Below are 25,672 nucleotides of genomic sequence, written 5' to 3'. Positions count from 1 at the left end.
CCCCGGGGTGGCCGGCGAGTGAGGAGCGGGATGCCGACGAGGGCGGCGGGTTCCCCGATCGTGCGTCGCACCGCGCTCGCCACCCTGGCGGGCGGGATCCTGACCGTGGTCGTCGTCGCCGTCCCCTCGCTGCGGCTGGCCTACCGCAGCCCCGCCGGGCACCTGGTGCTCGAGACCGCCGTCTCCCTCATCGGCGCGCTGCTCGCCCTGCTGCTCTACGGGCGGTTCCGGCGCAGCCGGGCCCTGGACGAGCTGCTCCTCGTGCGGGCCCTGGTCCTGCTCGCGGTCGCCGCCCTCGTCTTCGGTGCCGTGCCCGTCGTCGCCGGCTCCGGCGACCAGAGCGCCCTGACCACGTGGGCGCCGCTTCTCGTCCGCCTCGTGGGGGCCGTCATGCTCCTGGTCGCGGCGCTGGTCCCGCACCACAGGGTGCGGGTGCTGGTCCGGCCGCTGCGGGAGGCCCTCGTGCTGGGCGCCCTCCTCGGCGTCCTCGCGGTGGCGGTGCAGCTCGCCGCGGCGTGGCTGCCGGTGGCCGTGACCGCGCTGCCGCAGCCGGAGCAGTCGGCGCGCCCCGTCATCGAGGGCCACCCGGTCGTCCTGGCCGTGCAGGCGGTGAGCTTCGTCTGCTACGCGGGGGCGGCCGTCGCGTTCACCGTCCGCGCCCACCGCAGCGGGGACGACCTGCTCGGCTGGGTCGGGGCGGCCTGCGCGCTGGGCGGATGGGCCCGGGTCAACTACCTCCTCTTCCCCTCCATCTACAGCGAGTGGCTCTACACCGGGGACCTGCTCCGGCTGGGCTTCTACCTGCTGCTCCTCGTCGGTGCCGTGCGCGAGGTCCGCGACTACTGGAGCGCGCAGGCCGAGGCCGCGGCGTCGGCGGAGCGACGGCGACTGGCGCGCGACCTGCACGACGGCGCCGTGCAGGAGCTCGGCTACATCCGCATGCTGGCGCGGCCGGAGCCGCTGGACCGTGCGACCGCCGTGCAGATCCGCGCGGCCGCGGAGCGGGCGCTGGACGAGGCGCGGCGCGCGATCGCGGCCCTCGCCGCGCCCGTCGACGAACCCGTCGCCGAGGCGGTGGGGAGGGCGGTGCGGGAGGTCGCGGACCGCTACGACGTGCCGCTCACCTTCCAGGCCCGCTGGGAGGACGGGCGGCTGCCCGCCGAGCAGCGGGAGGCGCTCGTGCGGATCGCCCGGGAGGCCGTGTCCAACGCGGCACGGCACGCGGACCCATCCGGGATCACCGTCAGCCTCGAAGCAGGGCAGTTGATCGTCGCCGACGACGGCAGCGGCTTCGAGCACGGCGGCCGGCCGGGCAGCGGGTACGGCCTGACGAGCATGCGCGACCGGGCCGAGGCCATCGCCGGGCGGCTGAGCGTCGACTCGCAGCCCGGAGCGGGGACGAGGGTGACGGTGGTGTGGTGAGGGGGACCCGGTGAGCGGTGGTGGGGTGGACGGCGGTGGCCCGCCGGGCACGGGGCTGCGCGTGGTGATCGCGGACGACCACGCGCACACGCGCATCGGCATCCGCTCGGCGCTGGAGGCGGACGGCTTCCAGGTCGTGGGGGAGGGGGCCAGCGCGCGGGAGGCGCTGGCGCTGGCCGCGGAGCACCACCCCGACGCGTGCGTCCTCGACGTCCACATGCCCGGCGGTGGCGTCGCGGCGGCCGGGCAGATCGTGCGCACCCTGCCGGAGACGGTCGTGGTGATGCTGACGTACTCCCGCGACGAGGCAGACCTGTTCGACGCCCTGCGTGCGGGCGTGCAGGGCTTCCTCCTGAAGGACATGGACCCCGACCGGCTCGGGCCGGCGCTGCGGGGCGTCCTCGCCGGGGAGGCGGCCCTGCCCCGGGGGCTGGTCGCCCGGGTCCTCGACGAGTTCCGCAACCAGCCGCGGGCGGGGCTGCTGGGCAGGCGCCGTCGCGGTGCCCAGCTGACCAGCCGCGAGTGGGAGATCATGGGCCTGCTGCAGGAGGGGCTGAGCACCGAGGACGTCGCCGAGCAGCTGTTCATCTCCACCGCCACGGTCCGCGTCCACGTCTCGAACGTGGTGAAGAAGCTGAAGGCGCCGAGCCGTGAGGCGGCGCTGGGGATGCTCGCGGAGGGCTGAGCCGGCCGGACGCGCGAGGAGCCCCCACCCGGTCCGGGTGGGGGCTCCTCGCGCGCGTGCTCGGGGCGGGTGCCTCAGGAGGGCAGGCCGCCGCCGCCGCGCAGCTGGGCGGCCAGCGGGCAGCGGAAGGGGTTGCGCGCCTTCAGGCCGACCTCGTTGAGGTAACGGATGATGTCGCGGTAGGCGCCGAGGAAGGTGGTCTCGGTGTACTTGATGCCGTGCTCGGCGCAGAACGCCTTCACGTAGGGGCGCGCGCGGCGCAGGTTGGGCCGGGGCATGCTCGGGAAGAGGTGGTGCTCGATCTGGTGGTTCAGCCCGCCCATGAAGAGGTTGACGAACCAGCCGCCGCGGATGTTGCGCGACATCAGCACCTGGCGGCGGATGAAGTCGACCTTCTCGGTGCGCGGCACGACCGGCAGGCCGGTGTGGTTGGGCGCGAAGGTGCCGCCCATGGAGAGGCCGAACATCGCCATGTGGACGCCGAAGAAGGCAGCGCCGCGACCCGGGCCGAGCAGGGTCAGCAGCAGGGTGAGGTAGACCGTCCAGTGCACCACGATGAGGGAGGCGTCCACCCAGCGGCGCTTGGAGATGCTGCCGCGGTCGAGCAGGATCCGGGTGCTCTCGTAGTGGAGGTTCAGGCCCTCCCCCAGCAGCAGGGGGATGAAGAACCAGCCCTGGCGGCGGGTGAACCAGGCCAGCAGCCCGCGGCGGCTCTCCGCGGCCTCGTCGTAGAACGCGACGACGTCGGACTCGATGTCGCCGTCGATGCCGCGCTGGTTGGGCGCCTGGTGGTGGCGGTTGTGCTTGCCCATCCACCAGCCGTAGCTGAGGCCGACGACGAGGGCCGCGAAGATCCGGGCGGCCCACTCGTTGCTGCTGTGGCGGGCGAAGATCTGGCGGTGGGCGGCGTCGTGCCCGAGGAACGCGAACTGCGTCATGATCAGCGCCAGCGGGATGCCGAGCAGCAGCACCAGCCAGGAGTCGGCGAGGAGCACGATGCCGGCGACGTTGGCGGCCAGGACGGCGGTCGTGGCGGCGATGCGGACCCAGTAGTGGCCCCGCCGCCGCTGCATGAGCCCGGCCTCCTGCACCTGCGCGGTCAACTGCGCGTAGGGGGTGCTGCGCCGTTGCGCCTTGGCCCGGCCCGCGGGCTCGTCGGCCGGCGGCCCTGCGGGCGGGTGCGAGGCGGTGGGTGCGGTCATGCTGTCCTCCTCGGGACGGGCGGGGCGGCGTGCGTGCTCGCAGGCGGAGCGACCCCGAGGTCCTGCGGCAGCTCCGTTGGGTGCTCCGAGGGACATCGTCGTAACGCCGTACATCTGCACTGTATGTGTACGCTGTACATGAACGCACGTCGGGAGCACCCGGTTCCCGCGTGCAGACGCCGAGGAGCCCCCGTGGCAGCAGCGGAGCGATCCCCGGCCAACGGCGACCCCGGACGCCGGAACGCTGGGCGCACCCGCCGCCCTCCTCTCACCCGTCGAGACGTCATGGTCACGGCGCTCGAGCTCATCGACGTCGAGGGCGTGGAAGCCCTGTCCCTCCGAAGGCTCGCGCAGGCCCTGGACCGTAGCGCCATGGCCCTCTACCGGCACGCGGAGAACAAGGGCGACCTGCTCGACGGCGTGGTGGAGCTGCTGCTGGAGCAGGTCGTGCTCGATGCCGACGCCCCCGCCTGGCAGGACGAGCTGCGGCGCGTGGCGCACCGGTTCCGCGGCCTGGCGCTGGAGCACCCGAACGCCGTGCCGCTGCTGCTGGCCCGCTCCCTGTCCACCCCCCTCGGCCTGCGCCCCCTCGGGATGCTGCGGCCCCTGGAGGCGTTCCTGCAGCTCGCGAACCGGGCGGGGCTGGACGATGCCGCCGCGGTGGCGGCCTGCCGCTCCTTCTTCGGGCTGCTGCACGGCCACGTCCTCGACGAGCTCCAGGGGGTGGTGGCCTACCCGGAGGAGCGCGACGACCTGCTGCGCCTGGGGCTGCACCGCCTGCCGCTGGGGGAGTTCCCCCGGATGCGCAGCCTGGCGAGCGCGATGAGCGCCTACGACGGCGCCGCCCAGCTCGACCGGCTCCTCGAGGCGCTGCTGGTGTCCCTGGCGGCGGACCTCCCGCCCTCCGGCTGACCCGGCGTCAGCAGGCCGGGCCCGGCTCCCACCGACGCCACGCCTTCCCGCTGCGTCGGCGCTACGTTGAGGAGGTGCGCCCCCGGTACTGGGTGACCGCCCTGCTCGCCCTGCCGCTGCTGGCCGCCGGTGCGCAGGGACTCGCCGACACCCGGTTCCTGTCGCTGTCCGTCTTCGCCCTCTCGCCGCTGATCGCGAGCATGTTCCTCGGGTGGCGGCGCACCGCCCTCCTCGGCGCCTACGCCCTCGCGGTCGCGCTGACCATGGCCCTCGGTGACGCCACCTTCAGCCCGGCCCTGGACCTCGTGCGGGTGGCGTCGCTGCTGCCCGTGCTGGCCTTCGCCGTCGTCAACAGCGTCGTGCGCGAGCGCCGGGAGGGCCGCCTGCGCGACCTCGCGGCGGTCGCCCGCGCCGCCCAGGGCGCGATCCTGCGGGAGCTGCCCCGGGAGGTCGGGGGCTTCCCCGCCGTGGCGCGTTACCGCTCGGCCGCCGCCGAGGCGCGCGTCGGCGGGGACCTCTACGAGGTCGTGGAGTGGGGCGGCGGGGTCCGGCTCGTGGTCGGCGACGTGCGCGGCAAGGGCCTGGAGGCCGTCCGCACCGCCGCGCGCACCGTCGCGGCCTTCCGGGAGGCGGCGGAGGACCCCGGCACCTCCCTCCTCGACGTCGTCGCCCGCACGGACCGCAGCGCCGCCCGCGTCCTCGGACCCGAGGACTTCGTCACCGCCGTCGTCGCCGAGCTGACGGCGGGCGGGACGCTGCGGATCGCCAACTGCGGGCACGTGCCGCCCCTCCTCGTCGCACCCGACGGCACGTGCGCCGAGCTCGCCGCCACCCGGCCGAGCCCGCCGCTGGGCCTGTCGCCCGACCCGGAGGTCGAGGAGCACCACCTCCCGCCGGGGTCGCGGCTGATGTTCTTCAGCGACGGTCTGATCGAGGCGCGCGGGGCGGACGGCGGCTTCTTCCCCCTGGAGCAGCACGTCCGCTCCCTCGCCGGCGGCAGCCTCGCCGAGGGCGTCGACCGCATCCTCGACGCCCTCGGCGCCTTCAGCCCGGACCTGCGCGACGACCTCGTGGTCCTGGGCCTGGAGCGCCCGGCGCTCCGGCCGGCCGTCGTGGGGGTCCCCGGCGGCATCACCCTGCCGCGGGAGGGCCGGGCGGCGGTGCAGGCGCGCACCCTCGTCGGCGAGGTCCTGCGGGGCGGCGGGCTGGCGGAGCTGGCCGAGGACGCGGAGCTGCTGACCGCCGAGCTCGTCACCAACGTGGTGCTGCACACCGACAGCGCCCCGACGGTGCGGATCGAGATCGCGCCCGGACGGGTGCGGGTGGAGGTCCACGACACCTCCAGCGTGCTGCCCGGACCCGGATCGCCGGAACCGGGTCGTGCCGGGCGCGGGCTGGCGCTCGTGCAGCGGCTGGCGCACCGGTGGGGCACCGCGCCCGCCGGGACCGGGGGCAAGGTGGTGTGGTTCGAGCTGACCTGCCCGCCGCCCGCCCAGCCGGAGCTGTCCGAGGCGGAGCTGCTGCAGCTGTGGGGTGACGGGGTGCGGGTGCCCTCGGCCGCCGTCCCGGCCCGCTCCCCGTGGCGGTGGGTGTACCTGCCGGACCTGCCCACGGAGCAGGTCGTCGGCGCCTGGCTGCACGCGGAGGACGTGCTCGCCCAGATGTCCCGGCTGGCCTGCCCGGACGGGGAGCGCCTCCCGGCGGTGGAGGTGGAGCTGGCCCGCCGGGTGGTGGCGCTGGCCGGGGAGCTGGCCGCTCCCCGCGCGGCGGTGCGGGCGCAGGCCGCGGCCGCGGTCGCCGACGGCGAGCCCGCCTTCACCGCGACGCTGGAGCTGGCGACCGGGATGCGGGCCGCGCTCGACGACTTCGCGGAGGCGGTCCTGGAGGCGGACCTGCTGTGCGCGCGCCGCGGCCTGCTCCCTGCGCGGTTCCCGGACGGCGGGGAGCTGCTGCGGCGCTGCGTCGACCTCGCCGTGCGGCAGCTCGAGGAGGTCCCCCCGGCGCCCGCGGTGGTGCGTGAGGGCGCTGCCCGGGGCGACCTGCCCCGCTCCGGCTGACCCCCGACCCGGCCGGGTGCGGCCGGCTCAGCCGGCGACGGTGTGCAGGTGGGCGGTGGTGACGCGGTTCTTGCCGGCGCGCTTGGCGTCGTAGAGGAGGGCGTCGGCGTGGTGGAGGAGGTCGTCGCGCTGCTGCCAGGTGGCGGTGGCGGCGGTGGTGGTGGTGGCCAGGCCGATGCTGAGGGTGACGCGCAGGCCGGGGACGGTGTCGTCGAAGTCGAGGGCGGCGACGTCGCGGCGGATGTGTTCGCAGCGGGTGCGGGCCTCGGTGGTGGTGGTGGCGGGCATGAGGAGGACGAACTCCTCCCCGCCCATGCGGGCGGGGATATCGGTGGGGGTGGCGTGGCGGCGCAGGATCTCGGCGACGCGTCGCAGGACGGTGTCGCCGACGTGGTGGCCGTGGGTGTCGTTGATGCGTTTGAAGTCGTCGAGGTCGGCCACGGCCAGGCAGACCTCGCTGTCGTCGTCGTGGGTGGTGTCGTGGGTGGTGTCGTGGTGCTCGCGGTGGAGGCGGTCGATCTCGGAGTCGAGGCGGCGGCGGTTGTGCAGGCCGGTGAGGTGGTCCTGGGTGGACAGTTCCGCGAGTTGCTCGGCGAGGGCTTCGTAGCGTTGCAGGGCGGCGCTCAGGGCGGTGGTGCGCTCCTCCACGCGTGCTTCCAGGTCGGTGTTGGCCTCCTGCAGCGCCGCGGCCAGCTCCTCCGCCCGACGCCGCTCCCCGTCGGCCTCCGCGAAGGCCCGGGCCATCACGGAGTTGTTGACGAGCGCGATGAGGGCGGCGTAGCCGGCGACGATGCTGCTGAACGTGACCAGCTCCTGGTAGTCGACCCCGTCGGTGCGCCCGCCGACGGCCAGCGGCAGCGTCCACGTGGCCACGGCCGCGCCGGCCAGCACCGGCAGCAGGGCGCGGCGGCGCAGGACGAGGCCGCCGATGAGCACGAACATCGGCATGAACAGGGGGTGGGTGGCCGCCTCGCCCTGCGCGAGCGCCCCGGCGAGGACGGCCAGCAGGAACATCACGAGCAGGATGCAGACGGCCACCGCCAGCCGGCCGCGCCGGGCGGCGGCGAGCGCGCCGGCATAGGTCGCGCCCAGCACGGCGAGGATGCACCACGCCAGGCGCCACTGCTCCACGGTGAGGGCGAGGGTGAGTGCGATGGCGGGCAGCACCGCCACGGTCGCCGCGCACAGGAGCACGAGGATCCGTCCGCGGCGGCGGACGTCGAGGTCGGGGTGCTGCACGTCGAGCAGCCACGTCCACCAGGTCCGCACGTCCCGCTCCTCCCCGCACCGCTCGCCGGCACCGCCCTGCGCGGTCCCGTCCCCTCCGGCATCGGCGCGGCGGGCACGCCGCCCGAGGAACATCATGCGGCTTTCAACCATGTGGCGGCGCCTCGGGGGTGGTCGCGGGCACCGGGCTGCTCAGGCGGGCAGGGGCTTCTCGCGCGAGGCCTCCGCGGCGGTGGTGACGCGGTTCCTGCCGGGGCGTGGCGGTGCCGGAGCCGGTGGGGACCGGTTCCGGCACCGCCGGTGCGGTGGGCGCGGGTCAGCGGGGGGCGGGCACCGGCGCGGCCGCGGCGGGCGGAGCGGGCACGGCCGCCGCGCCCTGCGCCGGCAGGTGGTCGGTGGGGCGGCCCTCCACCGCCAGTTCCGGCAGGACCCGCTCCAGGGTGCGGGGCATCCACCAGGTGGCGCGCCCGAGCAGGTGCATCGCCGCCGGCAGGAGCAGCAGGCGCACCACGGTGGCGTCGAGCAGGATGGCCGCCGCCATGCCGATGCCGATGACCTTCAGGACGATGTCCGGGCTCGGCACGAAGGCCGCGAAGACCGCGATCATGATGGCGGCGGCCGCCGTGATGACCCGGGCGGTCGCGGCCAGCCCCTCGGTGACCGCGAGGGCGCTGTCCCCGGTGCGGACCCAGCCCTCGCGCATCCGGCTGACGAGGAACACCTCGTAGTCCATGGACAGGCCGAACAGCACCGCGAACATCAGGACGGGCACGAACGCCGGCAGCGGCGTCTCGGTGTCGATGCCGACGAGCCGGCCCGCCCAGCCGCCCTGGAGGACGAGGGCGACCACCCCGTAGGAGGCGGCCACCGACAGCAGGTTCATCACCGCCGCCTGGACCGCCACCGCCACGCTGCGGAACGCCACGAGCAGCAGCAGCATCGACAGGGCCACCACGCTGACGATGAGCAGCGGCAGGCGGCTCGCCGTGTTCGCCGTGCTGTCGAGGGAGGCGGCGGTGGCCCCGCCCACGTGGACCTCGGCGCCCGTGCCCGCCAGCGTCTGCGGCAGGTCCTCCCGGAGGCGGTGCACGAGGTCCTCGGTGGCGGCCTCCTGCGGGCCGGTCTCCGGGACGACGGTGAGCAGCGCGGCCCGCCCCGTGGCGTCGACCCGCGGCGGGGTCACGGCGGCGATGCCGGGGACGTCGGGCAGCGCACCGCCCAGCGCGGCCAGAGCGGCCTCGCCGTCGGCGCCGGCGAGGTCCACGGCCAGGACCAGGGGCCCGTTGGCGCCGGGGCCGAAGCCGTCGGCGACGAGGTCGTGGGCCTGGCGCGTCGACATGTGCTCCTGGCCGTTGCCGGCGTCGGGGAAGCCGAACCGCACGCCGAGGAAGGGCGCGGCGAAGGCCAGCAGGATGCCCACCCCGGCGACGGTGGCGAGCACGCGGTGGCGCTGGACCTGTGCGCTCCAGCGTTGCCAGCCCCGGCCGGGCCGGCCCTCGACGCGGTGCCCCGCAGCGGGTGCGGAGCGGCGCAGCGGCAGCCGGAGCCGGTCGACGTGGCGGCCGAGGTAGCCGAGCAGCGCGGGGAAGAGGGTGAGGCTCGCGGTCACGACGACGACCACGCCGAGGATCGTCACCAGCGCGGCGCCGCGCATGAAGGACAGGCCCATCCCGAACAGGCCGAGCATGCTGACGACGACCGTCGTGCCGGCCACGAGGACGGAGCGGCCGGCGGTGTCGAGGGTGGCGACGGTCGCGGCCTCCGGGTCGAGCCCGGCGACGCGCCACTCCCGGAACCGGGTGACCATCAGCAGGACGTAGTCGATCCCGATCCCGATCCCGATCATGGTGGCGAGGGAGGTCGACCAGTCGGGGGCGTCGACGAGGGCGATGAGGGCCCTGGTGAGGGCGCTGCTCACCGCCAGTCCGGCGACCGCGACCACGAGGGGGAGCCCGGCGGCCACCACCGAGCCGAACATCAGCAGCAGGATGACGAGGGCGGCGATCAGCCCGATGCCCTCGGAGCCGATCTCGCCGCGCTCGGCGTTGTAGACGGGCTCCCCGCCGACGGCGACCTGCATCCCCGGTGCCTCGGCGGCCCGGGTCAGCTCGACGATGTGGAGGCTGTCGGCGACCGGCATGTCGTCGGGCACGTCGACGTCGAGGCGGACGGTGGCGAGCAGGGTCCTGCCGTCGGCGGAGATCGCGCCCGGGGTGGCGAAGGGGTCCTCGACGCCCGCCACGTGCGGCGCGGCGCCCACCTCGCGCAGCAGCGCCTCGACGTCGTCGCGGACGGAGGCGATCCCGGAGTCGGCGTGGACGACGAGGCCGAGCTCGGTGCCGGCGAGCCCGGGGAAGCGCTCCTCGATCAGGTCGGCGGCTGCGCTGGAGTCGGAGCCGGGTGCGGAGTAGTCGGCGGTGAACTGCCCTCCGAAGGCGCTGGTGAGGCCGAGTGCGAGGCCGAGGGCCGCGATCCAGGCGAGGACGACGGTGCCGCGCCGGCGGTGGGCGAGGCGGGCGAGGCGCCCGAGCGGGCCGGGGCGCGGTGGGGGCGGGGCCTGCGGGGCAGCGGGGCCGGGGCGGGTGGCGAGATCGGTCATGGCACGTTCCTCAGGTGAGTCATCGTCAGAAGCGTTAAGCGTCGTCACGCCGTTACGAGGCTTAACGAACACTGCGTGGACGAACTTGTCAAGACCCTTCACGCATGTGAAGCTCTGTCACGCCGCAGGACCCGGACCCCGCCCGACGAGGAGGTCGCATGAGCACCGCCGCCCGCACCGGGCCCCGCCGCGAGCGCGCCCGGGCCGCGACCATCGCCGAGATCAAGGACACCGCCCGCGCCCTCATGCGCGAGAGCGGAACCGTCGACGTCCGCTTCAGCGACATCGCCCGGGCCATGGAGATGACCCCGCCGGCCCTCTACCGGTACTTCGCCGACCGCGACGACCTCCTCAGCGCACTCATCGCGGACGCCTTCGACGACCTGGCCCGTGCCGTCGCGCAGGCCCGCGACTCCGTCCCCGCCGACGACCTGCCCGCCCGCTGGGTCGCGGCGGCCAGGGGCTACCGCGGCTGGGCCCGGCGCGAGCCGCAGCAGTTCGCGCTGATCTTCGGGCTGCCCCTGCCCGGCTACTCCGCACCCGAGGACGGGCCCACCACCGAGGCCGCGCAGCGGGCCATGGCCCAGCTCGCCGCCCTCTTCGGCGAGGCCATCCGGCACGGCATCCTCACCCCGCCCACGCTCCGCGACGTCGACCCGGCGCTGGAGCTGTGCGCCGTCGCCAAGGGCGAGGACCTCGGCGGGGTGCTGCCTCCCGAGACCTTCCAGGCGATGCTCCACGCGTGGAACTCCGTGCACGGCTTCACCTGCCTGGAGGCGTACGGGCACTACGACTGGATGGAGCCCGCCGCCCGCGAGGCGTTCTTCCTCAGCCAGGTGCGGCTCGCCGCCCTCAACGCCGGGCTGCCGGCTCCGTAGGTCCCTCCGGGGCCGGACGGGCGCCGGACGGGTGCCTCCCCGCGCCGGCTCCACCCCGTCCGGGTCAAGGTGCCGGCCTGGCGCGTCGATCCCCGGAGGATGAGCCGCGACCGCGCAGCAGCCGGGAGGGCCGCCGCCCTGCCGCTGCGCGGCTCCCCGGTCAGCCAGGTGTGGGACTCCCGCGCCGGTGCGGCCATGGCGGCCACCGGTGGCGTCCTGATGCTCGTCCTCATCCCCTTCGTCGCGGCCCCGCTCGCGATGGCGGTGGCGGGCGTCGGCGCCCTGCTCATCGCCCTCTGGGCCCTGCTCATCCCGATCGGCGCACCCGCCTGGGTGCGCGCGGCGTGCTCGGCCGCCTCGGCGCCGGTCGTCGTCCTGGGCACCGCTGCGGCCGAGCACGGCTGGGACCTGTCCATCGGCTCCGCCGCCCTCGTCATCCCGCTGCTCGTCGTCGGGCTGATGCGCTCGGGGCGCGAGGTCGTCGGGCAGCTGCTGTGGCTGGAGACCGTCTACGGCGCGTACCTGCTGCTGACCCAGCCGGTGCACGCCGTGGTCCTCGGCCTCGTCGTCAGCACGACGGTCCTGGCGCTCGTCGCAGCCTGCGTGCACTGGCTGCGCACCCTCGTCGACGAGACCGTGCTCTCCCTGCACCGGCAGGCCGCGCGGGACCCCCTCACCGGACTGCTCAACCGCCGGGGCTTCACCGAGGCCGTCGCCGCGGCCGGCCCGGTCGGCGTCCTCCTGCTCGACGTGGACCACTTCAAGCGGATCAACGACACGTTCGGCCACGGCGCCGGCGACGAGGTCCTGCACGAGCTGGGTGCCGTCCTCGAGGCCGGCGCCCGCCCCGGGGAGGTCCCCGCGCGGCTCGGCGGGGAGGAGTTCGTCCTCGCGGTGCCGCTGGACGCCCGCGGGCGCCCCGGCGACGAGCTGGGCACGGTCCGGGTGCGCGCGGAGGAGCTGCGCGGGGCGGTGGCCGCGGCGTTCCGGGACCGGCCCGCCGCGGTCACCGTCAGCGTCGGCGCGGCCGTCGCCCCGGCCGGTGACCTCTCGGGCCTCCTCAGCGCCGCCGACGCCGCCCTCTACCGCGCCAAGCGCGCGGGGCGGAACCGGGTCGAGGTGGCGGCCGGGGTCGAGGCGGTCCCCGCTCCCCGCGCGGGCTGATCCCGCGGCCGAGCCGTTCAGCCCGCCGCGAACCCCCCTGTCGCACTCCCGGCCGCCGCGGGCAGGGTCGCGCCATGAGGCTGCTCGTGCTGGGTGGGACCCGCTTCGTGGGGCGCGCCCTCGTGGCGGAGGCGCTGGTCCGCGGCTGGGACGTCACGGCGCTGCACCGCGGCGTCACCGGGAACCTGCCGCCGGGGGTGCGCACGCTGCACGCCGACCGCGGCGACCCCGCCGTCCTGGCCGCCGCGCTGGGCCCGGGGGAGTGGGACGCCGTCGCCGACACCTGGTCCGGCGCGCCCGCGGTGGCGACCCTCGCGGCGCGCGCGCTCTCCGGCCGCGCGGGGCGCTACGGCTACGTCTCCAGCGGCTCCGTCTACACCTGGGGACAGCACGTCGACGAGGGCTCCCCGCTCGTGGACGGCGACCCGGACGCGGTGGACGGAGAGTACGCGGCGCTCAAGCGCGGCGCGGAGCTCGGTGTGCTGCAGTCCTTCCCGGCGGCGCTGCTGGCCCGGGCGGGGCTCGTCCTCGGACCGCACGAGGACATCGGGCGCCTGCCGTGGTGGCTGCGCCGCACCGCCCGCGGCGGGCGGATCGTCGCCCCCGGCCGTCCCGGGCGGCCGCTGCAGTTCGTCGACGTGCGCGACCTGGCGGCCTGGATGCTCTCCGGCCTGGGGTCGGGGCTGACGGGACCCGTCGACGTCGCCTCCCGCCCCGGCCACGCCACCACCGGGGAGCTGCTCGGCGCCTGCGTGCGGGTGACGGGTTCGGACGCGGACCTGGTGTGGATCCCGGAGGCGGAGCTCGAGGCGGCGGGCGCGCAGCCGTGGACGCACCTGCCCTGCTGGGTTCCCGAGGCGGGGGAGTTCTCCGGCTTCTTCGCGGTGGACACCGCGCGGGCGGCGGCCACGGGGCTGGTGTGCCGGCCGGTGGCGGAGACGGTCGCGGACACCTGGGACTGGATGCGGCGGGAGGGCGTCCCGCCGCAGCGCGCCGACCGGGACGTCCACGGGCTGCCCGCGAAGATCGAGGAGGAGCTGCTGTCGCGGCGCTGAGCGGGTGCCCGCGCGCTCGCCTTGACCTGACAGCACGTCATCACCCAACGTGTCGGCGTGCATGCGCTGCTCGTCCCGTTCCTGGCGGGGTGCCTCCTCCTGCTGGGTGCGGGGGTGGCGAAGCTGCGCCGCCCGCAGTCGACGTCCCAGGCGCTGCGCACCCAGGGGCTGCCGTCGTCGGTGCTCCTGGTGCGGCTGCTGGGTGCGGGTGAGGTCGTGCTGGCGGTGGCGGCACTGGCCGGGCTGCCTGCCGCGGCGGGGCTGACGGCGCTGGCGTACGCCGCCTTCACGGGGTTCCTCCTGCTCGCCCTGCTGCGCGGGCGGCCCCTGAGCTCCTGCGGCTGCTTCGGCGAGCCGGACCTGCCGCCGACCTGGGCGCACGCGGTCCTCACCGCGGTCGCGGCGGTGGTGTGCGCGGCGGTCGCGGCCGGCGGGGCCGCGGGCGTGCCGGCCGTGCTGGCCCTCGGTCCGGCGGCGGCCGTGGCGGTCGCGGCCAGCGCCGCGCTCGTGTGGTGGCTCGCGCTGCAGGTGCTGACGGCGCTGCCCCGGCTGGTGGCCGCCCGCACCCCCGTTCCGGCCCGTGCCGCCCCTGCCGCCGCCCGCGCGGTCCCCTCCCGCACGCCCGCCCGTACGCCCTCCCCGACCGCCTCTGGAGCGTGAGCTCGTGACCGTGCTGGTGACCGTCCTCCTCGTCGGCCTGACCGTGGCGGTGGCGCTGCTGGGCGTGCTGGTCGTGGGGCTGCTGCGCAGCCACGCCGAGATCCTGCGCTCCCTGCACGAGCTGGGCGCGGGCCGCGAGGACACCGCGCCGCGCGCCGCCGGGCCGGTGGACGTGCCCTTCGGGGTGCGCCCCGGGGTCCTGGAGCCGGCCGGGGTGACCGGCGCGGGGGCCGTGGACGTCAGCGGGGAGACCCCCGACGGCGACAGCGTGCAGTTCTCCGTCACCGCCGGGCCGGACACGCTGCTGGCGTTCCTCTCCAGCGGCTGCCTGACCTGCCACGGGATCTGGGAGCGCTTCCGCGACCGCACGCCGCTGGGCCTGCCGGCGGGCACCCGCCTCGTGGTGGTCACCCAGGGCACCGAGCGGGAGAGCGCCACCGCCGTGGAGAAGCTCGCCGCCCCCGGCCTGGCCGTCGTGATGTCCACCGCCGTGTGGGAGGCCTACGAGGTGCCGGGCTCGCCGTACTTCGTGCTCGTCGACGGCACGGCCGGGCGGGTCGCGGGCGAGGGCAGCGCGACGAGCTGGGAGCAGGTGGAGCGCCTCGTCACCGAGGCCACCGGCGACCGGGCCCGGGACATCGCCGCCCACCGCCACGGCCACGGCGAGGACACCGGCGACGGCGCGCACCGCGAGGCCCGCGCCGACCGCGAGCTGCTGGCGGCGGGCATCGCACCCGGTCACCCGAGCCTGGAGCTGACCGCCGAAGAGGTCGCCGAGCTGCCGCGGGCGCAGGGCTGAGCGGGCGGGACGGCGGCGGCGGTGGACCTCTCGACGTGGGCGCTGGTGGCGGGTGTGCCGACCGCGGCCCTCGCCGCGCTGCGCGCCACCTGGTCCCCTTGAGGCGAGTCGATGCTCTCGAGCATCACCCCGCTCGGTGAGCGGGGACGCGCCGGCCGCTGGCCCGTGACGGCAGCGGCGCACCTGCTGGGGTCCGCCCTCGGCGGCACCGCCCTCGGTGCCCTGCTCGGCCTCGTCGGCTGGCTGCTGCCCCTGGAGCACCCCGCGGGCGCGGTGGTGGCGCTGGCGGGCCTCGCGGCGCTGGCGGTGGTGGCGCTCGCGGTGGAGACGGGCCGGCTGCGGGCGCTGCCCACGTGGCACCGCCAGGTCGACGAGGATTGGCTGCACCGCTACCGGGGCTGGGTGTACGGCTTCGGCTACGGCGTCCAGCTCGGCGTCGGCGTCGTCACGATCGTCACGTCGCCGCTGCTCTACGCCGCCCTGGCCCTCGCCGTGCTGACGGGCGGCCCGGCGGGCGGGGCGGTCGTCGGGCTGGCGTTCGGGGCCGCGCGGGCGCTGCCGGTGCTCTCGATGCGCCGGGTCACCACGCCCGAGCGCCTGGTGGCGGTGCACCGGCGGCTGGAGGCGCACGCCGGGACCGGCCGCGCGGTGGCGGCCACCACCTCCGGCGTCCTCGTGCTGGCCGCCGCCGCCCAGCTCGCCCTGACCGGAGCCCTGTCGTGAACGCACCGGCGGACACCGCACCCGCCTGCACCGCACCCGCCTGCACCGCACCCGGTTCCACCATCGAAGGAGGGGCACCGTGAAACTGCGCGCCCACGGCATGGCCGTCGACGCACCCCGCGGCTGGGAGGTGCGCATCTCCCGCCGCCGCCGCGAGGGCCAGGAGGTGGGGGCCGAGCGGCGGCCCGTGCTGCACGCGGCCACCGTGGCCCTCCCCGAGGAGCGCGGCGACTTCGGCGGTGGCGTGACGCCCCTGCTCAGCGAGGAGGACCTGTTCGTCTCCCTCTTCGAGTACGGGCCGGAGGCCGTCGGCACCCCGTTGTTCGCGACGAAGGGGCGCCCTCGGCCCACCGTCGCGGACTTCGCCCCGAACCGCCTGCAGCGCAGCATCCCCGGGCAGTCCGGCTGCCAGTGGTTCTTCCAGGAGGGCGGCCGCGCCTTCTGCCTCTACGTGGTGCTGGGCAGCCACGCCCGCCGCGCCGCGCTCGTCAACCGCCTCAACGACGTGCTCGCCACGCTCGACCTCGACGCGGACGCGTCGCGATGAGCGTCCCGCGGAACTCCACCCGAGCAGGAGGAACCCCGTGACCACCCTCGACGAGCGCCCCCGCGCCGCCTCGCTCTCCGAGCGGCTGGTGGACCGCCTCTCCGGCCTGCTCGCCGGCCGCTCCAGCCGCCGCGGGTTCCTCAGCCGCACCGCGGTGGTGGGCTCGGCGGTGGCCGTCGCGCCGTGGACGTACATCACCCGGCCCGTCTCCGCCTACGCCGCCGTCTGCGGCATCGACTCCACCTGCACCTCCGGCTACACGGTGTTCTGCGCCACCATCAACGGCGGCGTCAACCGCTGCCCTCCCGGGGCGCTGGTGGGCGGCTGGTGGAAGTCGGACGGCTCCGGGTTCTGCTGCGGCTCCGCGCGCTACTACATCGACTGCCACAGCTACTGCTCCTGCGGCTGCGACGGCCGGAAGCTGTACTGCGGGGAGGGTTGCCGGGACTGCTCCTGCGGCTGCGGTCCCAAGGGGCAGTGCGACCAGCGCAAGGTGTGCTGCAACGAGTTCCGCTACGGGCAGTGCAACCAGGACGTGCGCTGCACCGGCCCGGTGTGGTGCCGGGTCGTCACGTGCACCCCGCCGTGGCGCATCCCGTCGTGGAACTGCACGACGACGTCGGCGACGGACCAGCGCACCAACTCCCACGGCGCCCCTGCGCTGAAGGACTGCACGGCCATCGGCAGCAAGCACACCTCCCTCGGTGGTCCCGCCGGTGTGCTGGGTGAGCAGACGACGCCGGAGCGGCCGACGCCCGCCGAGGGCGGGGTGTTCCAGCACTTCGACGGCGGCTCGATCTACTGGACCGCCCGCACCGGCGCCCACGAGGTGCACGGGCTGATCCGCGAGGCGTGGGAGCGGCTGGGCTGGGAGGCCGGCCCCCTCGGGTTCCCCACCACGGACGAGCTGCGCACCCCGGACGGGCGGGGCCGGTACAACCACTTCGACGGCAGCGGCGGGGCGTCGGTCTACTGGTCGCCGACGACCGGGGCGCACGCGGTGTGGGGTGAGATCCGCGACGCGTGGGAGCGCCTCGGCTGGGAGGCCGGTCCGCTGGGTTACCCCACGACCGACGAGCTGTCGACCCCGGACGGGCGGGGCCGCTACAACCACTTCGACGGCAGCGGCGGGGCGTCGGTCTACTGGTCGCCGACGACTGGGGCGCACGCGGTGTGGGGTGAGATCCGCGACGCGTGGGAGCGCCTCGGCTGGGAGGCCGGTCCGCTGGGTTACCCCACGACCGACGAGCTGCCCACCGTCGACGGGCGGGGCCGCTACAACGACTTCGACGGCAGCGGCGGCTCGTCGGTCTACTGGTCGAAGGAGACCGGGGCGGTCCCCGTCTCGGGACCCATCCGCACGGCCTGGCTGACGCGGCAGGGACCGGCCGGCCCCCTGGGGTTCCCGCGCAGCGAGGCCCGCCCCGACGGGCCGGACCGGGTGCGGCAGGACTTCCAGGGCGGCTACGCGGTCCTCGACACCACCGTGGACCGGGTGACGATCACCGTGACGTGATCCCCGGCCCGGGGTGACCCCGATCCGGCGTCACCCCGGCCCGGCGTCACCCGGGCCGGACGCCGCCCGCCTGGCGGACCCACCAGACGGCCAGCTCGTCGCCGGGGAGCGGGCGGGACCACAGGTAGCCCTGCGCCAGCCCGACCCCCATGTCCCGCAGCCGGTCGGCGGTCGCGAGCGTCTCGACGCCCTCGGCGACGACGCCCATGTCCAGGGCGCGGGCGAGGTCGACGACGCTGCGCACGATCGCCTCGTCGCGCGGCTGCGTGTCCAGGTGCTGCACGAAGGTGCGGTCGATCTTGAGCTGGTCCGCGGGCAGCTCGCGCAGGTGGGCGAGGGAGGCGTAGCCGGTGCCGAAGTCGTCGATCGCGCAGGACACCCCCGCGGCGGTGAGCTCCCGCAGGGTGGCGCGGGTCTCCTCGCTCGCCAGCGCCGACTCGGTGATCTCCACCGTGAGCACGTCGCGGTGCTGCACCAGGCGCCGGCGGATCGCCTCGTCCGCCCGGGAGTCCTGGGAGCAGTGCGCGCTCAGGTTCACGGCGATCCGGCCGACGCCGACGCCGTCGAGCGCCCACGCCCGGCTCTGCCGCACGGCCTCGTTGACCACCCACAGGGTCAGCGAGCCGATCAGCTGGCTCTGCTCGGCCAGCGGGATGAAGCGGTCCGGGGGGACGAGCCCGTGCTCGGGGTGCTGCCAGCGCACCAGCGCCTCGACGTGGCGGGGGCGCCCCGTCTGCGCGCTGAGCACCGGCTGGTAGTGCAGGCGGAGCTGCCCGCCGCTGATGGCCGTACGCAGCTCACCGATCATCGACAGCCGCAGCATCTGCGCGCTGTCCAGGGCCGCGTCGTAGACGGCGTGGCCGATCCGGCCGGTCTTGGCGCGGTACATGGCGACGTCGGCGTGGCGCAGCAGCGAGGAGGCGTCCTGCCCGTGCACCGGGCTGACGGCGATCCCGGTGCTGACCCCGAGGGGGATGTCCAGCAGCCCCTCGGTGAAGGCCTGCTCGAAGGCCCCCTCGATGCTGTGCGCCAGCCCGACCGCCCGCTCCTGCACCGCGTCACCGCAGATGAGGACGGCGAACTCGTCACCGCCGAGGCGCGCCAGCGTGCCCCGCTCACCCACCACCGTCGACAGCCGCCGCGCCACCTGCTGCAGGACGTGGTCGCCCACGGCGTGCCCCAGGGCGTCGTTGACGTCCTTGAACCCGTCGAGGTCGAGCAGGAGCAGCGCGCAGGAACGGGCCGGCAGGGCCAGCGCCTCCTCGACGCGCTCGCGGAGCAGCACCCGGTTCGGCAGGCCGGTGAGGGCGTCGTGCAGGGCCATGTGCCGCACCCGCTCCTCGACCTCGGCGCGCTGCACGGCCGCGGTGAGGATGGTGCCGACCTGCTGGAGGAAGAGCAGTTCCTGTGTGCCGATCGCGCCGCCGCGGCCGTGGGCGGCCAGGAGCGCGCCCCACGGCCGGGCCGCGGGACCGACGGGGACGGTGGCCGCGCTCTGCACCACGCCGCGCAGCGCGGGTGGACGGGGGTCGGGGTCCAGCGCGTCGTAGTCCTCGACGTGCACGGGGCGGCCGCTGGTGAGGGCGCGGTGCATGCTCGTGCCCGTCAGCTCCGCCAGGCGGGCACGCTGCGGGAAGGGCGCCCCACCCGCCATCGCGCGGGTGACGACGTGCTCCCCGACGAGCTGGCTGATCGCCACGTGCGGCGTGCCCAGGGTGGCGCTGACGGCCTCCAGCACGAGCGGCAGGAGCTCCTCCACGTCGAGGCCCTCGAGGGCGCGCTGCCCGAGGACGGTGACGACCTCCTGCTGGCGCACCCGGGCGCGCAGCTCCGCCAGCGTCCGCTCGGGGGTGCCGGCCTCCCACGCCAGGACGAGCAGGCCGCCCTCCCAGGGGTGCGCCCGGACCTGCAGCACCCGCTCGGGCACCGTGAGCGGGAAGGAGACGGGTTCCGCGCGGGACAGCGCCCGGCGCAGGAGCCCCTCGGCGTGCTCCTGGGCGGTGGCGGCCCGCAGCAGCGGCCACAGCGCCTCGCCCTCCGCGGCGCCGGGGAGCCAGCGCCGGGCCGGGCCGTTGAGCCGGGTGAGGCGCCCGTCGGCGTCGACGGCGAGCAGGACGTCCTCGGGGCGCTCGGAGACGGCCTCCGCCCACGACCCGAACCGCCCCATGTCCGGCTCCTCGCTCGACCGGTCCCCGTGGCGGCCCCGCCACGACGGGGGCCGCTGCGCTGCGGCCCCCGTCCACAGTGCCAGCACGCGGCGCTCGGTGCAGCAGGGGTGTCAGCCCTGCAGCACCTGCCAGCCGAGCCGCACGATGAGGACGCTCACCACCGCGAGGAACACGACGCGCACGAACCGGCTGCCGGCGGAGACGGCGGTGCGCGCCCCGAGGTAGCCGCCGAGGAGGTTCGCGCAGCCCATGACCAGCCCGAGCTCCCACAGCACCGCACCGTGCGCGGCGAAGACGAGGAGGGCCCCGACGTTCGTCGCCAGGTTGATGATCTTCGCGGTGGCGCTGGCCTCCAGGAACGCGTAGCCCAGCAGCCCGACGAGGGCGAAGACGAGGAACGCGCCGGTCCCCGGCCCCGCGATGCCGTCGTAGTAGCCGATGACCGCACCCGTCAGCGCCGCCACGACGGTGTGCCGGTGCCCGCTGAAGCGCAGCACCGTGGCGCCGCCCAGGTCGGGCCGCAGCAGCGTGTACGCGGCCACGACCACGAGGGCGACGAGGATGACGGGTTCGAGCACGCCCTCGGGCACGGCCGCGGCCGACAACGCCCCACCGGCGGCGCCCAGCGCGGCGACGAGCGCCGTGGGCAGGGCCGTGCGCAGGTTCGGGTGGACCCGGCGGTAGTACGTCACGGAACTGGTGGCCGTGCCCATCGCACCGGCGAGCTTGTTCGTGGCCAGCGCCTGCAGCGGGTCGATGCCGGGCACCAGCAGCAGCGCCGGCAGCTGCACGAGCCCGCCACCGCCGACGACGGCGTCCACCCAGCCCGCGAGGAACGCGGCGAGGACGAGCAGCACGATGGTCAGCAGGCCCAGCGACGCCAGGGTGGTTCCCGTCACGCGCCGAGCCTAGGCAGTGCCGGCCCCGCCGCCGGGCCCCTCCGGTCCGTTGCGAACCCCCTCACCCATCTGGACGGCTCACGGATCACCATCCGCGGCCGATGCACCGGCGGAACGCGTCGAAGGACGGGAGCCAGCAGGTGTCCGAGGCAGTCCCGGGGTGCTGAGTCGCGATCAGTGGCCTGCCTGGTGCCCGAGGCACCTCGTGGCCGAAGCCGTCATGAGCCGCTCCGGACCTCGTCCGGTCATCCCTGGGGTGCAGTTCGAAGTGGTTCCTCGACGGGGGCCAGCCGGCCTGGGGCCACTGGAAGATCGCCGTTCTCACGCGCGTCGATCGGGCACACCGTCTCCACCTCCACCTCCACCGTCAGCGTGCCTGCGCCGGCCGGGACTGTCGTCGGGCTTCGGGGCCGACCGGAAGGCATGGTCGCGGGTGTGCCAGGGAGGCGACAGCACCTCCGTCGTGGATGACCCCACCCGCCACAGCAAGCCCAGCCACGCCCGCCGCGGCGTCGGCTGCCTGACCCCGCCCGGTGCGCGAACCAGATCCGACGCTCAGCGAGCGGAGTCCTGGACGTGATGTTGCGCCGAGTCTCGGGCGGTGCGAAGTGCCAGCGCTGCCAAGAGGGCTGGTACCAGGAGGTACCCCACGCGCTGGCCGATCTGATCGCCGATGACTGCCAGTGTGAGCGGGGCCAGGCCGATTGCCAGTCCGGATGCCAGGGCCGCCCGGGCAGCGGCGTGGTCAGGGGCCTCTGGTGATGCCTGCACGACACGGGCGAGGGCCAATGGGTACAGCAACGCCACTCCCAGCCCTGCCAGGAACAACCCCACGGCACTGAGGACGAGGGCGGGGGCTGCCCAGAAGAGCAGGAAGCCGAGAGAGGCGGTGGCGCACGCGCCGAGCATGACGGCCCTGGGAGAGCATCTCGCGGTGAGGGGGGTGGCGGCCGCGCGGGTGATGGCCATGCCCAGGACGAAAAGGGCGGCGAGAGCCGGAGCCTGGGCAGCGCTGACGTGGTGCCACTGGGTGAAGGCGTCGGCGGACCAGAGCATCAGGCAGAACTCGATGCCGATGGCGAGCAGGACGTCGATGCAGCGCTGGAGGAGCGACCCGGCAGCGGGCAGCGGCGGATGCTCGTCCGGTGGGCTGCTCGGCGCAGATGAGGGCTTCCAGGGAACCTTGGCGACCCCGATGAGCAGCAGCGCGAGTGGCAGGACGACGAGGTAGCCGGCCTGCCAGCCGACTCCGGTGGCGATGGCAGTGGCAACGGCCAGCGGGGCCAGCAGGGAGGCGAAGCTGCTCAGGGCGCTGGCTTCGGCGAGTGCCGCAGGTGCCCGCTTGCCGTGGTGCACGTGCAGTCCGGCGGGGACGATCTGGACGGTGAGGGCACCTCCGGCCCCCAAGAGCAGCGCACCGGTGAGGGTGAGTGGCCAGGAGGAAGTGGTGAGCAGGCCCGCCCCGCCGGCCATCGAGAGCACGGCCGTGCGCAGCACCAGCTGGTGTCCCCAGCGTGCGGTGAGCCGCTCGCCGGCGAGCCCGACGACGAGGAGCGAAGCGGCGAAGGTGGTCGGATAGAAGGCCACCGCGGCGCGCTCGACGTGCAGCTGCTCCTGCAGGGGGATCAGGATGGCGCCCATGCCGGTGAGGAGGTAGCCCAGGATTCCGAGCGAGGCGTACAGCGACAGGGTGACTCGATCGCGGGTCAGGGCGGATGTCGCGGCGCCGCGCTCCGGAGTAGTGGGGTCGGCAGCGCCCGTGCGGCTGTTCGAGGCCGTGGCACGCAGCGGTCGGGAGGTGTGCTCCTCGTGACGTGGGAGGGTCATCGGTGCAGGTCCACCACGAGGCGGATGACGGGGGAGCCGTTGACGACGCGCTGCTTGTCACGGCAGATCGTGTTGATGAGCGCCACGCCCTCGGCCATGCCGACGCGATGCGTCAACAGTCGGGCGTAGTCTGCGCCGTGTCGGCGCAGTTCGTCGAAGGCAGCTTGCAGCATGTCGTTGCTCACTCCGCGATTTCCCGTGAAGTGAACCGGCGTGGCAGCGCCCTTGGGGATCTCTTCGCTGACCCGAGGTGGCCAGGGAGCACCGGTGTTGGCTGCCCGTGCGGCGGCGAGGTCGAGGGAGGGGAACACCGCGCTGCGATCGCCGGCCGCGACGCCTCCGACGGCGTGCACGGCGCGCAGCCGATCGCGAAGGAGGGTGGCCGCCGTGTCGATGCTCGTGACGGTGGCGTCGCGGTAGCCGGCCGCCAGGACGGCGCACGGAGCATCGACTGCGTGCTGCAGGTGCGTGTCGGCGTCGCGGTCGTCGACGTGGTGCAGTCCAGGGCCCAGAGCCCGCTGCGCCCATGCCCGGACGTCGTCGTTGTGGTGGACCACCGTGATCGACATGGCCGGGCCGAAGGTGCGCCTGGCCACCAGGGCGGCGAGCAGGCCGATGAGCCCGCCACCGAGGACCACCAGGTGCGTGACCTGCTGCCGCGTGAGACAGGCCAGTGCGTAGCGCACGACGGCCAGTGGCTCCACCAGTGTGCCGAGCCCGGCATCCAGGTCCGCCTCGGTGCTGGAGACGGTGTCCGTCCCGTTCCCCGTCGTCGTCTTCGGATCCCGATGTGCGCCGACACTCACGATCTGTCCGGCAGTGACGGCGCTGGCCGGAAGGAGCGTGCGCTCCTGGAAGAGCCCCTCCACGTTGTGACCGAGGAGGAAGGAGGGGTCATCCGGCGCGGTGGGGTTGACCATCACCCGCTGCCCGATGGCGAGGTTCTCGACCCCCTCCCCGACCGCGGCGACGCGGGCCAGTCCTTCGTGCCCGACGATCGGGGACGGGTCATCACGCATCCCTCGGAGGATCTGGATGTCTGTGCCGCAGAGGCTGACCATCTCCGCGGCGATCACGACTTCCCCCGGCCCAGGCGTGGGCGTGGGCACGTGCTGCAGTGCGCAGGTGTCTCCACGCCGCACGATCGCGCGGTGTCGTTGCACAGTTCGTCCTCCGAATCAGTGTTGTCGCTGTCCTTGCCGCGCGAGATCTCCGCTCCCGCTGCATGTCACTTGGTGACGCTGAGGTAGCCCTCTGCCATGAGCAGTGCGCCGCGAAGGCAGTCCGCCTCGCCGGGGCGAGCGATCCGCAACCGCCGCGAGATCAACTCGGGAGTGAGCCAGCGGTCCGCGTAGGATCGCTGCTCGCAGATCTGTCGGGTGAGTTCCTGTTCGTAGAAGGTGCCGAGGTTCTCGGCGACGCCTCCGCCCACGCCGATGACATCGGTGTGCGGGCTGATCTGCCAGATCGTGCGCAGGACGTGGGCGACGGGTCTCACGGCCTCCCGCAGCAGAGAGCGGGCACCGTGACGACGCTCCCGCAGCTCGTCGGTGAAGCCGTCGGGGAACCGCTCGGCGCAGGGCAGGTCGAGGGCCCGTGCCATGCGCGCCATCCCCGGCCCCGAAGCGCAGGACGCGACGTGGCCGTGACCACCGCAGTCGCAGGGGAGGGGCGTTCCCGCCAGGAGCGGGTCCTGCACCGGTGGGGCGGTAGTGTGCCCGATCTCCCCTTGCAGGCCCGAAGCGTCGACCTCGATCTCGCGCCGAGTCAGGTCGGCCGAGCGGTAGGCGATGCCGCTGCTGACCGTCAGGTACCCGATCCGGCGTGCACCCTGACCACCAGCGCGGGCGCTGAAGTCAGCCAGTCCGCAGGTGAGGTCGTTGAACACCTGCCAGGACACATCGGGTCGGCGACGTCGCAGCTCCTCCCGCAGTGGGAAGGCGCCGGTGTAGTCACCCCACAATGGAGCGGAGCCGTACACCGTGCCAGTGGACTCATCGAGTGCCGCGCCCAGCGAGATCGAGACCTCCGCCCCCAACGGAGCAGCGGTGTCGAGCATCGACAGCAGCGTCGCCATGAGGGATTCGACGGACTCCCCGGGGTTGTTGAGCAGGCTGGGCGAGCGCACGCGCTGCACGGTCGATGCGCCGATGTCCTTGCAGGAGGAGCCGACCCGGAACCACGTTCCGCCGACGTCGACGGCCACGACGCGACTCACGGCCCCTGCACCCTCAGCAGGTCCACGGCATGCCCCTGGCCGTCGCGGCGCACGCGCACCTCTCGCAGGTCGCGCACCGTGAGGCCCACGCCGTCCGGGACGGGCGCGGAAGGGGCCAGGGCGACCACCTGTGCGCCTGAGGCGTGGGCGGCTCGCAGGCCGGCGGCGGAGTCCTCGAACACCACGCATCGCCCGATGTCGGTACCCAAGGCGGCCGCCGCGGCGAGGAACCCCTCAGGATCCGGTTTGCTGCGCTGCACGTCCTCGTCGGCGAGCAGCAGCGGTGCTGCCGGCAGCCCGGCTGCGCGCAGGCGAAGGCGCGCTACCTCCCGAGGTGCGGAGGTCACCACCGCCCAGGGCAGCCCATCCAGCCGCGACAGCAGTTCCAGCGCGCCTCTGACCGCCACGATGCCCTCCAGGTGCCTGAGTTGGAAGGTCTGCAGGTGAGCCACCTCGCGGCGAACGTCGTCCGCGTCGGGGAGGAAGGCGGAGACGATCTCGGCGGCAGTGCGTCCTGGAACCAGGCTGAGCACGTCGGCCACCGGAAGAGCTCGTCGCGCGGCGAAGTCGCTCCAAGCGCGGGTGATGCAGGCGTCCGAGTCCAGCAGGGTGCCGTCCATGTCGAACAGCAGCGCCTGGACCTCACCGATGCAGTGGGGGACTCCTCCGACGAGGTCGATCACGACGGGTCACTCCCTGCCTGGGGCCGTCCGGGTCCCGACGGGCGCAGGCGAACCACCGGGACAGCGCGTGTGGTCTTGGCGCGGAAGTCGGCGAACTGCGGCACCCGCTCGATCTGACGGTTCCACAGGGCCTCCGCCTCACTGCCCTCGACGGTCGATGCTCGCACGTGGACCGTGCGCTCACCCGTCTCGACCGCTCCTGTGCCGGAAGCGCGCAGGTTGAGGTACCACTGGGGGTCTTCAGGAGCTCCCCCGTTGAGGGCGAAGACGATGAAGTCGTCGTGGTCGGGCAGGTAGACCAGAGGTGTGGTGCGCTGGTGGCCGCTGACCCGTCCCTGCGTGGTCAGCAGCAGCAGGGGCGTCTCGCGGAAGTCCCGAGTCCGTCCTCTGCAGCTTCGGAACTCGTCGATGAGGTCGCTGTTGTAGGTCAC

At 74.8% G+C, this 25,672-nt stretch carries 22 protein-coding genes; 12 read left to right on the top strand and 10 right to left on the bottom strand.

Annotated features, from left to right (window positions below; genetic code table 11):
- Nucleotides 1-30 precede the first annotated feature (30 nt).
- Entirely contained in the window at nucleotides 31-1,422 is a 1,392-nt protein-coding gene (locus CLV92_RS04075) for a sensor histidine kinase (protein ID WP_104431516.1), read from the top strand.
- Between the two features lie 10 nt (nucleotides 1,423-1,432).
- Nucleotides 1,433-2,107, top strand: a complete 675-nt coding sequence (locus CLV92_RS04070; protein ID WP_211290849.1) for a response regulator — start codon at nucleotides 1,433-1,435, stop codon at nucleotides 2,105-2,107.
- A 74-nt stretch (nucleotides 2,108-2,181) separates the two neighbouring features.
- Here CLV92_RS04070 and CLV92_RS04065 read toward each other — a convergent pair whose 3' ends face one another.
- Nucleotides 2,182-3,309, bottom strand: coding sequence for a fatty acid desaturase family protein (locus tag CLV92_RS04065; protein WP_104431515.1), 1,128 nt, complete (start codon nucleotides 3,307-3,309; stop codon nucleotides 2,182-2,184).
- A 285-nt stretch (nucleotides 3,310-3,594) separates the two neighbouring features.
- On the opposite strand from CLV92_RS04065, the gene CLV92_RS04060 reads away from it, so the two are divergent.
- Nucleotides 3,595-4,221, top strand: a complete 627-nt coding sequence (locus tag CLV92_RS04060) for a TetR/AcrR family transcriptional regulator (protein ID WP_211290848.1) — start codon at nucleotides 3,595-3,597, stop codon at nucleotides 4,219-4,221.
- A 74-nt stretch (nucleotides 4,222-4,295) separates the two neighbouring features.
- Nucleotides 4,296-6,278 (top strand): ATP-binding SpoIIE family protein phosphatase, encoded by a 1,983-nt coding sequence (locus CLV92_RS21875; RefSeq protein ID WP_158257122.1) that lies wholly within the window; start codon nucleotides 4,296-4,298, stop codon nucleotides 6,276-6,278.
- Nucleotides 6,279-6,305: 27 nt separating this feature from the next.
- On the opposite strand, the gene CLV92_RS04050 is transcribed toward CLV92_RS21875, so the two are convergent.
- The gene (locus CLV92_RS04050) at nucleotides 6,306-7,658 is read right to left on the bottom strand and encodes a GGDEF domain-containing protein (protein WP_146099410.1); all 1,353 of its coding nucleotides are present in this window, start codon (nucleotides 7,656-7,658) and stop codon (nucleotides 6,306-6,308) included.
- 163 nt (nucleotides 7,659-7,821) lie between these two features.
- Nucleotides 7,822-10,104 (bottom strand): MMPL family transporter, encoded by a 2,283-nt coding sequence (locus CLV92_RS04045; protein ID WP_104431511.1) that lies wholly within the window; start codon nucleotides 10,102-10,104, stop codon nucleotides 7,822-7,824.
- A 158-nt stretch (nucleotides 10,105-10,262) separates the two neighbouring features.
- Here CLV92_RS04045 and CLV92_RS04040 point away from each other — a divergent pair, with 158 nt between their 5' ends.
- From CLV92_RS04040 to CLV92_RS04005, 8 genes are all read left to right on the top strand, one after another.
- Nucleotides 10,263-10,982 (top strand): TetR/AcrR family transcriptional regulator, encoded by a 720-nt coding sequence (locus tag CLV92_RS04040; protein WP_104431510.1) that lies wholly within the window; start codon nucleotides 10,263-10,265, stop codon nucleotides 10,980-10,982.
- A 99-nt stretch (nucleotides 10,983-11,081) separates the two neighbouring features.
- On the top strand, nucleotides 11,082-12,146 hold the full coding sequence (locus CLV92_RS04035; protein ID WP_104431509.1) for a GGDEF domain-containing protein: 1,065 nt from the start codon (nucleotides 11,082-11,084) through the stop codon (nucleotides 12,144-12,146).
- Nucleotides 12,147-12,220: 74 nt separating this feature from the next.
- On the top strand, nucleotides 12,221-13,201 hold the full coding sequence (locus CLV92_RS04030; protein WP_104431508.1) for an NAD-dependent epimerase/dehydratase family protein: 981 nt from the start codon (nucleotides 12,221-12,223) through the stop codon (nucleotides 13,199-13,201).
- Nucleotides 13,202-13,258: 57 nt separating this feature from the next.
- On the top strand, nucleotides 13,259-13,861 hold the full coding sequence (locus tag CLV92_RS20865; protein ID WP_146099409.1) for a MauE/DoxX family redox-associated membrane protein: 603 nt from the start codon (nucleotides 13,259-13,261) through the stop codon (nucleotides 13,859-13,861).
- 4 nt (nucleotides 13,862-13,865) lie between these two features.
- Complete coding sequence (locus CLV92_RS04020) at nucleotides 13,866-14,660, top strand: TlpA family protein disulfide reductase (RefSeq protein ID WP_104431507.1); 795 nt, start codon at nucleotides 13,866-13,868, stop codon at nucleotides 14,658-14,660.
- 111 nt (nucleotides 14,661-14,771) lie between these two features.
- Nucleotides 14,772-15,383: an urease accessory protein UreH domain-containing protein gene (locus tag CLV92_RS04015; protein WP_104431506.1), complete on the top strand. Its 612-nt coding sequence runs from the start codon at nucleotides 14,772-14,774 to the stop codon at nucleotides 15,381-15,383.
- Nucleotides 15,384-15,462: 79 nt separating this feature from the next.
- Complete coding sequence (locus tag CLV92_RS04010; protein ID WP_104431505.1) at nucleotides 15,463-15,930, top strand: hypothetical protein; 468 nt, start codon at nucleotides 15,463-15,465, stop codon at nucleotides 15,928-15,930.
- 37 nt (nucleotides 15,931-15,967) lie between these two features.
- On the top strand, nucleotides 15,968-17,446 hold the full coding sequence (locus CLV92_RS04005) for an LGFP repeat-containing protein (protein WP_104431504.1): 1,479 nt from the start codon (nucleotides 15,968-15,970) through the stop codon (nucleotides 17,444-17,446).
- Nucleotides 17,447-17,492: 46 nt separating this feature from the next.
- Here CLV92_RS04005 and CLV92_RS04000 read toward each other — a convergent pair whose 3' ends face one another.
- The 7 genes from CLV92_RS04000 to CLV92_RS03970 form a co-directional block, all read right to left on the bottom strand.
- Nucleotides 17,493-19,613 carry a putative bifunctional diguanylate cyclase/phosphodiesterase gene (locus tag CLV92_RS04000; RefSeq protein ID WP_104431503.1) on the bottom strand — a complete coding sequence of 707 codons (2,121 nt, stop codon included), beginning with the start codon at nucleotides 19,611-19,613 and terminating at the stop codon, nucleotides 17,493-17,495.
- Nucleotides 19,614-19,724: 111 nt separating this feature from the next.
- Complete coding sequence (locus tag CLV92_RS03995) at nucleotides 19,725-20,513, bottom strand: sulfite exporter TauE/SafE family protein (protein ID WP_211290847.1); 789 nt, start codon at nucleotides 20,511-20,513, stop codon at nucleotides 19,725-19,727.
- 555 nt (nucleotides 20,514-21,068) lie between these two features.
- The gene (locus tag CLV92_RS03990) at nucleotides 21,069-22,340 is read right to left on the bottom strand and encodes an MFS transporter (RefSeq protein ID WP_104431502.1); all 1,272 of its coding nucleotides are present in this window, start codon (nucleotides 22,338-22,340) and stop codon (nucleotides 21,069-21,071) included.
- Complete coding sequence (locus CLV92_RS03985) at nucleotides 22,337-23,482, bottom strand: alcohol dehydrogenase catalytic domain-containing protein (RefSeq protein WP_425433558.1); 1,146 nt, start codon at nucleotides 23,480-23,482, stop codon at nucleotides 22,337-22,339. The genes CLV92_RS03990 and CLV92_RS03985 overlap by 4 nt, the downstream gene beginning before the upstream one ends.
- Nucleotides 23,483-23,568: 86 nt before the next feature.
- Nucleotides 23,569-24,558: an ROK family protein gene (locus tag CLV92_RS03980; protein ID WP_158257120.1), complete on the bottom strand. Its 990-nt coding sequence runs from the start codon at nucleotides 24,556-24,558 to the stop codon at nucleotides 23,569-23,571.
- Nucleotides 24,555-25,241 carry an HAD-IA family hydrolase gene (locus CLV92_RS03975; protein WP_104431499.1) on the bottom strand — a complete coding sequence of 229 codons (687 nt, stop codon included), beginning with the start codon at nucleotides 25,239-25,241 and terminating at the stop codon, nucleotides 24,555-24,557. Before CLV92_RS03975 ends, CLV92_RS03980 begins: the two co-directional genes overlap by 4 nt.
- Nucleotides 25,238-25,672: a nitroreductase/quinone reductase family protein gene (locus CLV92_RS03970; protein WP_104431498.1), complete on the bottom strand. Its 435-nt coding sequence runs from the start codon at nucleotides 25,670-25,672 to the stop codon at nucleotides 25,238-25,240. Before CLV92_RS03970 ends, CLV92_RS03975 begins: the two co-directional genes overlap by 4 nt.

The organism is Kineococcus xinjiangensis (assembly GCF_002934625.1).
Classification (GTDB): Bacteria; Actinomycetota; Actinomycetes; order Actinomycetales; family Kineococcaceae; genus Kineococcus_A; species Kineococcus_A xinjiangensis.
This window is presented reverse-complemented; position numbering and strand designations above follow the sequence as displayed.